Raw genomic sequence first — 12,795 nt, forward strand, 5'->3', positions numbered from 1 at the left:
GGACCGGGGCCCGCCGGTCGTCAGGCCCGGGTCGCGCGGGAGCGAGCACCCGCGCGACCCGGGCCTGACACCGGTGCCGCGTCAGGCCTTCGGGCGCGCGGGGTCGAGCACCACCGGGAGGGAGCGCCAGCCGGTGACCGTCAGCGAGCGCCGCGGCCGGAGGTCGTCGGCGGGCACGGCCCTGGCGTAGCGGGGGAAGCGGGCCAGCAGGTGGCGCAGGGCGATCTCGCCCTCCAGGCGGGCCAGGGGCGCGCCGATGCAGAAGTGGACGCCGTGGCCGAAGGCGAGGTGGCTGTTCGCGCGGTCCGCGTCGAAGGTGTCGGGCGCGTCGAAGCGGGCCGGGTCGCGGTTGGCCGCCGGGAGGCTGACCAGGACGACCTCGCCCTCGGGGATGGTGGTGCCGCCCACCCGCACCGGCGCTTCCGTGAACCTCGGCGTGGTCAGGGACACGGGGCTGGTGAGGCGGAGGAGCTCGTCGACCGCGCGGGGGATCAGGGCCGGGTCACCGACGAGGCGCGCGCGGGTGCGCTCGTCGCGGACCAGCCACTCGGCGGCGGAGCCGATCAGGCCGACCGTGGTCTCGTGGCCCGCCACCACCAGCAGCAGGCAGGTGCCGACCAGTTCGGCCTCGGTGAGCCGGTCCCCGTCGTCGCTCGCGCGGGTCAGGGCCGACAGCAGGTCGTCGCCGGGGTTCGCGCGCTTCTCGGCGATCAGCGCGGTCAGGTAGGCGGTGATCTCCTCGGAGGCGGTGAGCGCGTCGCCGGGCTTCGCCTCGCCCATCAGGTGCTGCGACCACGTCCGCATCCGCGCGTGGCCGCCCTCGGGGACGCCCAGCAGCTCGCAGATCACCGTCATGGGCAGCGGGAAAGCGAAGTGCTCGACCAGGTCGACCTCGTCGTGGGCGGGCATCGCGTCGAGCAGGTCGGCGGTGAGCCGCTCGACCCGGGGGCGCAGCTGCTCGACCCGGCGCGAGGTGAAGTCCTTGGCGAGCAGCTTCCGCAGCCGGGTGTGGTCGGGCGGGTCCATCACCAGCATGTTGCCCCGGTACAGCGCCGACAGCCGCGGGTCGCCGCCGGCGGCCTCCAGCTTCGCGGACATGATCTCGCCGAGGCGGTGGTAGTCCTTGGCGACGCGCTCGTCGGCCAGCACCGCCTTGGCCGCCTCGTGGTCCACGACCACCCACGCCGGGAGCTTGTTCGGCAGCACGACCCGGTGCACGGGCCCGTCCTCCCGCAACGCCCTCAACGCGGGGTGGGGGTCGCGGAGGTAGGCGGGGCTGAACATCGCGTCGGTCATGTGGTGATCATGCCGTTCCCGGTGGGGCGCGGGAAGCGGGCTCGGTGCGGCCGGAGGGCGACCGGTCGAGCAGCGGGGCCGTGCCGGTGAGCGCGCCTCCCGCGCCGAAGGCGGAGTGTTGACCCGGCCGCACCGCGGCGTCTAACGTCGGTTCCGGCGTGGCCCACGCCCAACCCCCACCGACCGCCCCCGGCTCGGTCCTCGCGGGGGCAAAGGGACTTCCCGTCTCGGGTCGCTGTCGTTGTCCGCCCGTCTCGGGCGTGGTGGTCGCCGGGGGACTCCGCCCGAGCAGCGGGAGGGCCTCATGACGACGAACGGGAACTTCAAGCGCAGGGTTCGCGCCCGCGCGGCCAAGACAGGTCAGTCCTACACGACCTCGCTCCGGCACTTCCGGCCGGCTCCGGCCGTGGACCCCGTGCCGGGAACCGGGCGCGTACGGCCGGCCGTGGCGCAGACCGCGCTCCGCGGGAACCCGAGCGGGGACGGGTTGCGGGACAGCGGGGACGACGTGCGCGGGCTGATGCGCGAGGCGCACGCGGCGGGTGCCACGCTCGTGCACTTCCCCGAGGGCGCGACCTGCTCCCCCGACAAGCACGTCATGTCCGTCGCCGGCCCCGACGTGGTCGGGCCGGCGGACTGGGAGCGGTTCGAGTGGGACGTGCTGCGGCAGGAGCTGACGGCGATCGCGGACCTGTCCCGGGAACTCGGGCTCTGGACCGTCCTCGGCTCGGTGCACCGCCTGACACCGCCGAACCGACCGCACAACAGCCTGTACGTGATCTCCGACCGGGGACGGCTCGTCACGCGGTACGACGAGCGGATGCTGTCGAGCACGAAGGTCACCCACATGTACGCGCCCGGGTCGGGCCCGGCGACGTTCGACCTCGGCGGTCTGAGGTTCGGGCTCCTGCTGGGGATGGAGGTCCACTTCCCGGAGCTGTTCCTGGAGCAGGAGGGGCTCGACGTCGACTGCGTCCTGTTCTCCACGGCGGGGCCGGGCACGCCGACCGACGACGGGGTGTTCGCCGCCGAAGCGCGGGCGCACGCGGCCACCAACGGCTACTGGGTCGCCTACGCGGGACCCGCGCGGGGCGTGCCGTCCGGCGTGGTCTCCCCGGCGGGTCAGTGGGCCGCCCGCTGCCCCGCCGGCGGGAATCCCGCGATAGCGGTCGTCGACCTCGACGCCGACCCCGACGACCGGGCACGGCGGTGGCGGCGCGCGGCCCGTTCCGGCGTCTACGAGCCGCACTTCGTGCGGGACGACAGCAGGAGCGACGACCTCGGCGCGTTCTAGCGGGAGTCGTCAGCACACCGAACAAGCGCGCACACCGCAATAGTGCGTTGCAACCCGGGCGGATGTGGGTTCTGGTTCCGGTGGTGGGCCGGGTCGACCCGGCCCGGTCGTCACGTGCCGGTGTCGGGCGGATGGGCGGTGGCGGTGGGCGAGCGCGGAGGTGGTCACCAGGTCGGCGCGGCCTCCGGGTCGGCGGTCCTGTTCCAGGCCGGGCGGGACGTGACGGTGATCGGCGGCGACCTGGTGACCGGCGGGCGCGGCGGACCCGACCGCGTGGTGTGGCCGGTGCGGGTCGGGGTGCCGCCGCAGCCCGCCGAGCCCCACCAGCCCCGGGACGCCCAGTCGGTGTTCGAGGACGGGTCGGGGGCCGGCGGGGTGACGCTGCTGGGCCTGGGCGGTGTGGGCAAGTCGCAGGTCGCCGCGCGCCACGCGTGGTCGGTGTGGCCGGACGCCTCGGTGGGGTTGGCCGTGTGGGCGTCGGCGCTGACCCGCGACGGCGTGCTGACCGCGTACGCCGAAGCGGCGCGCAAGGTGCTGTGCGAGGACGACCCGCGCATCTCCTCGCGGACGCCGGAGCAGGCGGCGCGGTCGCTGCGGTCCTGGCTGGCCACCACGGGACGCCGCTGGCTGGTGGTGCTCGACGACGTCCAGGACCCGGACGACCTCCGCGACCTGTGGCCGCCGCGCCACCCCCTGGGCCGGACGGTCGTGACCACCCGCCGCCGTGACGTGCTCTTCGCGCGCGGGCGCGGCGTGGTCGAGCTGGGGGTCTACACGGAGCGGGAGGCGACGCGCTACCTGGCGCGGGCCCTGCCCGGCGAGGTCGTCGCCGAAGCGGGCGAGGAGCAGGTGCGGGCGCTGGGGGCGGACCTGGGTTTCCTGCCGCTGGCGTTGGCGCAGGCCGCCGCGTTCATTTCCGACCGGCCCCTGCTGACCGTCCGGGGCTACCGCCGCAGGCTGGCCGACCGGCGGCGCACGCTGGCCGAGGTCATGCCCACGGCCGAGGAGCTGCCCGACGAGCACCAGGCGACCGTGGCCGCGACGTGGTCGCTGTCCATCGAGCGCGCCGACCGGCTGCCGCCCGCGGGCCTGGCCCGGCCGCTGCTGGAGCTGGTGAGCCTGCTCGACCCCCACGGCACGCCGCGCGCGCTGTTCACCAGCCCGCCCGTGCTCTCGCACCTGGCCGCGACCACCGGCCGCGAGGTGGACGGCGGCACGGTGGAGGACGCCCTCGGGTGCCTGCACCGCCTGCACCTGATCGACCTCGACCGCACCCGGCCCTCCCGGACCGTCACCGCGCACGCCCTGGTCCAGCGCGCCGTCCGCGACACCCTCGCCCCCGACCACCTCCACCGGCTCGCGCACACCGCCGCCGACGCCCTGCTCTCGACCTGGCCCGACATCGACACCACCACCCCGGGCACGGCCCAGGCGCTGCGCTCGGCCGCGGAGGTCCTGCACGCCCGCACCACCCCGGCGCTCTGGCACGGGCAGGCCCACGAGCTGCTGCTCCTCGCCGGGCGGTCGCTCGGCGAGAGCGGTCAGGTCGCCGCGGTGATCGCCTACTTCCGGGACCTCCACCGCCAGGCCCTCGCCCACCTCGGCCCCGACCACCCCGACACGCTCGTCGTCCGCCACAACCTCGCGTCCTGGCGGGGTCAGGCCGGTGACGTGGCCGGGGCCTTCGACGACTACCGGGCGCTGCTGACCGACTGCCTGCGCGTGCTGGGCGACGACCACCCCGACACCCTGGTCACCCGCAACAACCTCGCCCACTGGCGGGGCATGGCCGGTGACGCCCGCAGCGCGGTCCCCGAGCTGGAGGCGCTGCTCGCCGACCACCTCCGCGTGCTGGGCGACGACCACCCCGACACCTTCGGGACCCGCAACAACCTCGCCGACCTGCGCGGGCAGGCCGGTGACGTGGCCGGCGCGGTCACCGGGTTCGAGGTCCTGCTGGTCGACCGCCTGCGCGTGCTGGGCCCGGACCACCCGCACACCCTCGTCACCCGCAACAACCTCGCCCACTGGCGGGGCGAGGCGGGTGACACCGCCGGCGCGGTCGCGGAGCTGGAGGCGCTGCTGGCCGACCAGCGGCGCGTGATGGGGCCCGACCACCCCGAAACCCTCGTCACGCGCGGCAACCTCGCGCGTCGGCGGGGCGAAGCGGGCGACGCGGCCGGCGCGGTCCGCAGCTACCGGGAGCTGGTGTCCGACTTCGTCCGGGTGGTGGGCCCGGACCACCCCGACACCTTCATCGCCCGCGGCAACCTCGCCCACTGGCTGGGCCGGACGGGCGACGTCGGCGGCGCGGTCGCCGAGCTGGAGGCGCTGCTGGCCGACCACCTCCGCGTGCTGGGCCCGGAGCACCCGAACACGAGCGTCACCCGCGCCAACCTGGCCCACTGGCGCGGAGCCGGCGACCTCCGCCCTTGACGGCCCGCGGTGCGCGGACGGGGCGGCCCCGCCGGGACGGGGCCGCCACCGCGTTCACCAGCCGGTGCGCCCGGCCCCGTACGGGTACAGCGGGTTGCCGTAGGTGGTCGGCACGGGCAGGCCCGCGTTGATCCGCGCCTTGATCTCCTGCCGCTGGGCCGCCGTGGCGCCCAGGTCGTACGGCACGTCCCACGCCTCCACGGCGTCCGCGGGCACGTCCGTGCCGCCCGGTCGCAGCACGTCCGACAGCGCCCGCGGCAGCTGCCACGGCAGCTTCCCGCTCGGCGCGTAGTCGCCGAACAGCAGCGACGCCAGCGCCGGGCCCATCTCCTCGCCGCCCCGGTAGGTGACGACGATCGCGTCGACCTGCTCGTGCCACTCGGTGATGACGTACGGCCGGGGCAGCACCAGGGCGACCACCACGGGGATGCCGCGGCTCTTGAAGTCCCGGATCAGCGCCAGCTGGTCCGGGGGCAGGTACGGCTGCTCCTTCACCCAGTTCGTCGCGTGCGTGTAGGACGCCTCCCCGACCGCCACCACCGCCAGCTTCGGCGACGGGCCGGTGTCCTTGTGGACGTTCACGCCGGCTTCGGCGGCGCGGTCGCGGATCGCCTGGTACATCGTCCGCGAGCCGTACTCCTGGTGGAAGAAGCTGGTCCAGATGCAGCACGCGGCCGTGTCGTCCGCGCGCGGGCCCGCCACGACGATGTTGTCGCCCCGGTTGAGCCGCAGCGGCAGCACGCCGTTGTTGCGCAGCAGCGTCATGGCCTCCCGCGACGCCTGGTTGGCCAGCGCCGCGTACTCCGGCTTGTGGAACCGGTACGGCCCGTTGACCGGGTCGCCGTAGGGGTTCTCGAAGACGCCGAGCTTGAACTTGATGCGCAGCACGCGCCGCACCGCGTCGTCGATGCGCGCCGCCGGGACGGCCGCGGTGAACTGCGCCATGCTGAAGCCCGTCGCGCCCGGGTCGGCGCCGCCCATCACGTCCGACCCCGCTTTGGCCGCGCCGATCCAGCTGCCCGACGGCAGCCAGTCGGTGGTGATCAGGCCCGTGTACCCGAGGTTCTGCCGCAGGTAGGCGAGGATCTTGGCGCTGTCGCCCGCGCCGGGACCGCCCGGGTCGAGCAGGGTGCTGCCCGCGTAGCCCGGCATGATGTTCACCGCGCCGGCCTCCATCGCGGCCCGGAACGGCGCGGTGTGGTACTTGACCGTCACCTCGTCGAACACGATGACCGCCTCGCCGCCCGCGCCCTCGCCCGGCCAGTGCTTCACCGTGGCCAGCACGGACGCGGGGTTCAGCTCCGGCCCGCCCTGCAACCCCGTCACCAGCGCCCGGACCTGCGCCGAGGCGACGTCGGCGCTCTCGCCGTTGCCCTCCTGGATGCGCGGGTACAGCACCTTCGTGCCGACCTCGGCGAGCGGCCCGAGGACGCCGCGCGTGCCGACCTCCAGCTGCTCGCGCCGCTGCACGTCGCCCAGCCTGTGCGCCAACGGGTAGTTCTTCGCCGCGGCCAGCGCGCTCTGCAACGGGTAGGTGGTCTTGTACCCGGCGATGGTGTCGCCCGCCGACACGAACGGGATGCCCAGGCGGGTGCCGGACGAGGCGAGCAGGGCGTTGTGCAGGTCCTGCGCCTCGGCGGGCCCGAAGTGCCACCCCGACCGGGGGAACGCCTGCGCGTTGTAGAACAGCTGGTACGCCTTCTCCTCGACGGTCATGCGGCCCACGAGGTCGTCCACCCGCGCCTCCACGGGCTGCCGCCAGTCCTCGTACGGCTCGATCGCGCCGTTCTTGTTGAGGTCGCGGCTGCCGTTCACCACCCGCACCCCGTCGTCCACGGTGGACAGGGTCGGCCGGTACAGGCTGAACGTGCGGATGGTCGACGCGCTGGTCGCGCCCGCGCCGTCCACCGCCACGACGAACCACCGGTAGGTCCACCGGTCGGCGATGTCCCACGTGGGCGTGTAGGTGGTGGCGGTGGTCTCGGCGACCTTCGTGTAGAGGTCGAGCAGGTTGCCGGACGCGGTGAAGTCGTAGTCGCCGCGGCTGAGGTTGAGCCACACCTGGTAGCGGACCGCGCCGGGCGACGCCGCCCACGAGAACGCCGGTCGGCGGGTGTTGGTGACCATCGCGTTGTCGGCCGGTGCGCTGAGGGCGAAGCGGCCGGTGTTCGCCGGCGCCCTGGTGGGCGGCGACAGCAGCGGCGGGGTCGTGGCCGACGAGTCCACGGTGCCGAAGACCTGGAGCTCCCACAGCGACACGCCGTAGCCGGTGGCGCGGGCGGTGGCGAACAGCCGCAGGTACCGGCCGGAGCCGGAAACGGTCAGGCGCTCCACGCCGCCCGCGCCGGTCGTGGTCGCGTGCACCTGCGTCCACGTGGTCGCGTCGTTCGACAGCTCGATCCGGTAGCCGCGGGCGTACGCGCCCTCCCAGTTGAGCACGACCTGGTTGACCGCGGCGACGCCGCCGAAGTCGACCCGGATCCACTGGTCGTCGGCGAACTGGCTGGACCAGCGGGAGTTCGTGCGGCCGTCGAGGGCCGCGGCGGGCGCGTTGCCGCCCTCCCAGCTGGAGGCGGCGACCTGCTTGTACTGGGAGATCGGCGTCGCCGGTGGCGGCGGCCCGCCCACGGTGCCGTAGACCTGGAACTCCCACAGCGAGTAGCCGTAGCCGGTGGCGCGGGCCGTGCCGAGCAGCCGCACGTACCGGCCGGAGCCGGAGACGGCGAGGTGCTGCGTGCCGCCGGTGCCGTTGGTGGCGGTGTGGACCGTGCTCCACGTGGCGCCGTCGGCGGAGGTCTGGACCTGGAAGGCGGTGGCGTGGGCGGATTCCCACACCAGGGAGACCCGGTCGATCGCGGCGGTGGCCCCCAGGTCGACCTGGAGCCACTGGGGATCGCTGAACGCGCTGGACCAGCGGGTGGTGGTGCTGCCGTCGGTGGCGGCGGACGCGGGCGTCCCCGCGTTCTCGGCGGACGAGGCCGTGGTCGGCTTGCCCTGCGAGAGCAGGGCGCTCTGGGCGTCGGCGCGGGTGGCGGCGAACTGACCGGCGACGAGCGCGGCGACCACGGCGAGCAGGGGCAGGACCCGGCGGCGTTGCCGGGTGAGCGCAACGGGCATGGCGACTCCAGGCAGGGGCGTGCGCACCGCGGCGCTGGCCGCGGTGGGGCGAGGACACGGTGGGAGAGCGCTCTCCCAGAAGAGAACTTCACCTGGCGGGTGGAGTCAAGGGATTCGGGGACCGGTTCTGGGCACCGGACTGCTGCCGTCCCGGCCCCAGCCGGTGCGCGGGCGATGGCGGGGAGCGCGGCAGGCGCGGCGGGGTGGCGGGGAGCGCGGCAGGCGCAGCGGGGTGGCGGGGAGCGCGGCAGGCGCAGCGGGGTGGCGGGGGTGGCGGGAAACAGCGCCCGACTGCGGTCGATGGCGGTCGGGGGCGGCCACCGGCGCTCGACACCGAGCCGCCCGGTCCGGGACCACGTGGTCCCGGACCGGACGGCTCGCCCCCTCCCCCTCCTTCCCCGCTCAGTCCCTGGATCAGTCGAGCGCGGCGGCGAACGCGCCGGTCTCGTAGGAGCCGCCCCGCTGGTGCACGATCACCGCGAGCCGGTTGGCCGCGTTGATCAGGGCGACCAGCGCGACCAGCGCGGCGACCTGGTCGTCGTCGTAGTGCTCGCGCACCAGCGCCCACGTCTCGTCGGACACGCCCTGGTGGGCGTCGGCGAGCCGGGTGCCCTCCTCGGCGAGCGCCAGCGCGGCCTGTTCGGCCTCGGTGAACACCGTCGACTCGCGCCAGGCGGCGACCAGGTTGAGCCGGAGCGCGGTCTCGCCGGCCGCCGTCGCCTCCTTGGTGTGCATGTCGACGCACCAGCCGCAGCCGTTGATCTGGCTGGCGCGCAACGACACCAGCTCCTGCGTGGACCTCGGCAGCGGCGACCGGTGGATCACCGTGCCCGCGTTGGCGAACCGCTTGGCGAACCTGGCCGCGATCTCGTTGTCGAACAGGGCGAAACGGGTTTTCACGGTCTGCTCCTCACTCGTCGTGCCGCATCGGGCGAACACCAGGTGCCGGCGGCGCGGTTCCCGTGACAGGACGGCCGGGTGACGTGCGGCACAGGGCCCCGGTGTCACACGGCGGCCGTGGCCGGTGTCTGGTGTGCGACACGGCCGAGAGCGAAGAGGAGCCACCCATGCCGCGGACCGCGCCCGGCGACCACGACCGGGGACCCGACCCCGCCACCGAGGCGTTCCTCGCCCACCGCAACCTGCTGTTCACCGTCGCCTACGAGGTGCTCGGTTCGGCGGCGGACGCGGAGGACGTCCTCCAGGAGACATGGTTGCGGTGGGTGGGCGTCGACCTCGGCGAGGTGCGGGACCGGCGCGCGTACCTGGTCCGGGTGACCACCCGCCAGGCGCTCGGCAGGCTGCGCGCGCTCGGCCGCCGCAAGGAGTCCTACGTCGGACCCTGGCTGCCCGAGCCGCTGCTGACCTCGCCCGACGTGGCCGAGGACGTCGAGCTGGCCGACAGCGTCTCGATGGCGATGATGCTGGTGCTGGAGACGCTCGCGCCGACCGAGCGGGCGGTGTTCGTGCTGCGCGAGGTGTTCGACCTGGCCTACGGCGAGATCGCCGAGGCCGTCGACAAGAGCCCGGCCGCGGTCCGGCAGATCGCCCACCGGGCGCGGGCGCACGTCGCGGCGCGCAGGCCGCGCGGCGCCGTGCCCGCGGAGCAGGCCAGGGACGCGCTCGACGCGTTCCGGCGGGCGACCGAGACGGGTGACCTGCGGGGCCTGCTCGACCTCCTCGCGCCGGACGTCGTCTTCCTGGGCGACGGCGGCGGGATCAAGCAGGCCGTCCCGCGGCCCGTCGTCGGCGCCGACCGGGTGGCCCGGCTGCTGGCCGCCGGGGTGGGCAGGCTCGCCGCGCTCGGGTCGCTGCGGCCGGAGCAGGTCAACGGCCACCCGGCGCTGGTCCTCCGGCTGGACGGCGAGGTCGACACCGTCCTGGCGGTGCGCGTCGACGACGGCCTGATCACCGGGCTCTACGCGGTGCGCAACCCCGAGAAGCTGTCGCACATGGAGCGGGAGACCGTCCTGCGCCGTTGAGCCGGGTGGCGGGGACCGCACGGGCACCGCACAGCCCTGTGCGAGCCCCGCGCGGGCCCCGCCACCCCCTGGCTCAGCCGGCGGCCCCGAACCAGCGGGGCAGGTGGTCGAGCAGGTCGCGCTGGTCGTCGCCGACCCACGCCACGTGGCCGTCCGGCCGCAGCAGCACGGCGGGCGCGTCCAGCTCCTCGCTGACGTCGACGACGTGGTCGACCCGGTCCGCCCAGCCCTCGACCGAGAGCCCGCCGGTCTGGTCGAGCAGCAGGCCGCGCCCGCCGCGCGTCAGCTCGTAGAGGCGCCCCCGCTTCAGCCCCACGTCCCGCATCCGCCTGCCGAGCAGGTCGTGCCCCTCGCCGAAGTCGTAGCGGACGTTGATCGCGACGACCTTCTCGACCAGGTGCCGGTGCACCTCCTCGAAGTCCATCAGCTCCGACAGCAGCCGGCGCACCGCCTGCGGCCCCGGTTCGGTGGACATCAGCTCCATCTGCGCGCGGGTGTTGTCGAGCACGGCGGCGGCCACCGGGCGCCGTTCCGCGCCGTAGGTGTCCAGCAGCCCGTCCGACGCCCAGCCGCGGACCTCGGCGGCCAGCTTCCAGCCCAGGTTGAACGCGTCCTGGAGGCCGAGGTTGAGGCCCTGGCCGCCGGTCGGCGGGTGGATGTGCGCCGCGTCGCCCGCCAGCAGCACCCGGCCGGTCCGGTAGCGCTCGGCCAGGCGGGTGCCGTTGCCGAAGCGGGACAGCCAGCGCGGCGAGTGCACGCCGAAGTCGGTGCCGGCGACCGCCCGCAGCCGGCGCCGGAAGTCCTCCAGGGTCGGCGGGGCGGCGCGGTCCTCGGACACGCCCTCGGCGGGCACGACGACGCGGCACGCGCCGTTGCCGACGGGCCCGATGCCGAACCGCTTCTCGGTCTTGCGGACCTCGGTCATCACCGCCACCAGCTCCTCCGGCGGCGTGGTCACCTCCATCTCGCCCAGCAGGGTCTCGACCGTGGTCGGCTCGCCGGGGAAGTCGACGCCGACCAGCTTGCGCACCGTGCTGCGGCCGCCGTCGCAGCCGACGAGGTAGCGCGCGCGCAACCGCGTGCCGTCGGCCAGGTCGGCGGTCACCCCGTCGTCGTCCTGGCTCAGCCCGACCAGCTCGTGGCCGCGCCGGATCTCGGCGCCGACCTCGGTGGCGCGTTCGGCCAGCAGGCGGTCGGTGGTCGGCTGCGGGATGCCCAGGACGTAGGGGTGCGTGGTGTCCAGCCGCTCCGGCGGTGGCTTGGGGATGGCGGCGAAACCGCCGATCGGGTGCTGCGTGCCGTGCGCGAGGAACCGGTCCAGCAGGCCGCGCTGGTCCATCACCTCGATGCTGCGCGCGTGCAGGCCGAGCGAGCGGACCACCGGGGTCGGCTCCGCCTCCCGTTCCAGCACGAGCACCCGCACGTCGTGCAGCCGCAGCTCGCCGGCCAGCATCAGGCCGGTCGGCCCGCCGCCGGCGATGATCACGTCAAACATGAACCGCCCATTCACTGGATTTTTTCCGGCCGGTCGCTCCGCGCGTTCCGGCCGGGTGCGCGTACGTCGCGAATTTCTCGTTTTCGCAGGTCCTGGCTTCGGCCGCACATTCTGCGACACAACCGGGGTCTTGCCGCAAGACCCCCTGTGCGCTATATGTTGAACATGGCGGGAAGACAGTGGTCTTCCCGCCTTTCGCGTGCGGCGCCCGGGGTGGGATTTCCCGGGGCGGTGGTCAGGACCGCCTGTCGTCCGGCACGCTGCGAGGTGCGCAGTGACCCCGATCGCACCCGGCACCCGGAGGTCCCCGATGAACACCCGCCTTCGCCGCACCCTGTCCACCGCCACGGGGGTGGTCGCCCTGGTCTTGCCGGTGGCGGCGCCGGGCTCGCCCGCCGCGGCGGCGGAACCCCTGTCGTACGTCGCGCTCGGCGACTCCGCGGCGTCCGGGCCGCTGATCCCGCTCCCGACCGGTCCCCTGGCCTGCGGCCGGTCCACGCACAACTACGCGCACGAGCTGGCGGCCGGGCTCGGCGCGTCGCTGACCGACGTGACGTGCAGCGGCGCGTCGAGCAGGCACCTGACCGAACCGCAGGAGCTGTCGCTGCTCGACCTGCCCGCCGGCGTCGCGCCGCCGCAGTTCGACGCGCTGCGCCCGGACACCGACCTGGTCACGTTGACCATGGGCGGCAACGACGTCGGGTTGGTCGGCATCGCGGAGGACTGCGTGCGGCTCGACCCCGCGGCCACGCCGTGCCGGGGCGAGCACGAGGCGCGCCTCGCCCAGCGCCTGGCCGAGTTCGCGCCCAGGCTGGCCGCCGCCCTCGACGGCATCCGCGCGCGGTCGCCGCGGGCGCGCGTGGTGACCACCGGTTACGGCCTCTACATCAAGGCAGGCGGCTGCTGGCCGCTCCAGCCGGTCCTGCCGTCGGACGCGGACTTCCTCCAGGGCGGCGTCGACCGGCTCAACCTGGTCATCGCCGAGCAGAGCGCGGCCCACGGCGCGGAGTACGTCGACCTGAGGACGCCGAGCGCCGGGCACGACGCGTGCCAACTCCCCACCGACAAGTGGGTCGAGGGGTACGTGCCGACCGACCTCGCCGCGCCGCTGCACCCCAACCGGCGCGGTGAGGCGAACTACGCCCGGATCATCGCCGGCCACCTGGGGGCGTGAC

The 12,795-nt window shown here is 74.8% G+C and carries 8 protein-coding genes; 4 read left to right on the forward strand and 4 right to left on the reverse strand.

Features of this window, described 5'->3' with window-relative positions; translation table 11 throughout:
- Positions 1-81: 81 nt before the first annotated feature.
- Positions 82-1,296: a cytochrome P450 family protein gene (locus tag ABD223_RS28460; RefSeq protein ID WP_344039648.1), complete on the reverse strand. Its 1,215-nt coding sequence runs from the start codon at positions 1,294-1,296 to the stop codon at positions 82-84.
- Positions 1,297-1,600: 304 nt separating this feature from the next.
- On the opposite strand from ABD223_RS28460, the gene ABD223_RS28465 reads away from it, so the two are divergent.
- Positions 1,601-2,590 carry a carbon-nitrogen hydrolase family protein gene (locus tag ABD223_RS28465; protein WP_344039649.1) on the forward strand — a complete coding sequence of 330 codons (990 nt, stop codon included), beginning with the start codon at positions 1,601-1,603 and terminating at the stop codon, positions 2,588-2,590.
- Between the two features lie 138 nt (positions 2,591-2,728).
- Entirely contained in the window at positions 2,729-5,026 is a 2,298-nt protein-coding gene (gene fxsT / locus ABD223_RS28470) for an FxSxx-COOH system tetratricopeptide repeat protein (protein WP_344039650.1), read from the forward strand.
- A 54-nt stretch (positions 5,027-5,080) separates the two neighbouring features.
- On the opposite strand, the gene ABD223_RS28475 is transcribed toward fxsT, so the two are convergent.
- Both ABD223_RS28475 and ABD223_RS28480 read right to left on the reverse strand, forming a co-directional pair.
- Positions 5,081-8,143, reverse strand: coding sequence for a discoidin domain-containing protein (locus ABD223_RS28475; RefSeq protein ID WP_344039651.1), 3,063 nt, complete (start codon positions 8,141-8,143; stop codon positions 5,081-5,083).
- A 414-nt stretch (positions 8,144-8,557) separates the two neighbouring features.
- Positions 8,558-9,043 carry a carboxymuconolactone decarboxylase family protein gene (locus ABD223_RS28480; protein WP_344039652.1) on the reverse strand — a complete coding sequence of 162 codons (486 nt, stop codon included), beginning with the start codon at positions 9,041-9,043 and terminating at the stop codon, positions 8,558-8,560.
- 167 nt (positions 9,044-9,210) lie between these two features.
- On the opposite strand from ABD223_RS28480, the gene ABD223_RS28485 reads away from it, so the two are divergent.
- The gene (locus tag ABD223_RS28485) at positions 9,211-10,125 is read left to right on the forward strand and encodes an RNA polymerase sigma-70 factor (RefSeq protein ID WP_344039653.1); all 915 of its coding nucleotides are present in this window, start codon (positions 9,211-9,213) and stop codon (positions 10,123-10,125) included.
- 73 nt (positions 10,126-10,198) lie between these two features.
- Here ABD223_RS28485 and rox read toward each other — a convergent pair whose 3' ends face one another.
- Entirely contained in the window at positions 10,199-11,620 is a 1,422-nt protein-coding gene (gene rox, locus ABD223_RS28490) for a rifampin monooxygenase (RefSeq protein ID WP_344039654.1), read from the reverse strand.
- 310 nt (positions 11,621-11,930) lie between these two features.
- On the opposite strand from rox, the gene ABD223_RS28495 reads away from it, so the two are divergent.
- On the forward strand, positions 11,931-12,794 hold the full coding sequence (locus ABD223_RS28495; RefSeq protein WP_344039655.1) for an SGNH/GDSL hydrolase family protein: 864 nt from the start codon (positions 11,931-11,933) through the stop codon (positions 12,792-12,794).
- The last annotated feature ends 1 nt before the right edge of the window (position 12,795 follow it).

This window comes from Saccharothrix xinjiangensis (assembly GCF_039527585.1).
Lineage (GTDB): Bacteria > Actinomycetota > Actinomycetes > Mycobacteriales > Pseudonocardiaceae > Actinosynnema > Actinosynnema xinjiangensis.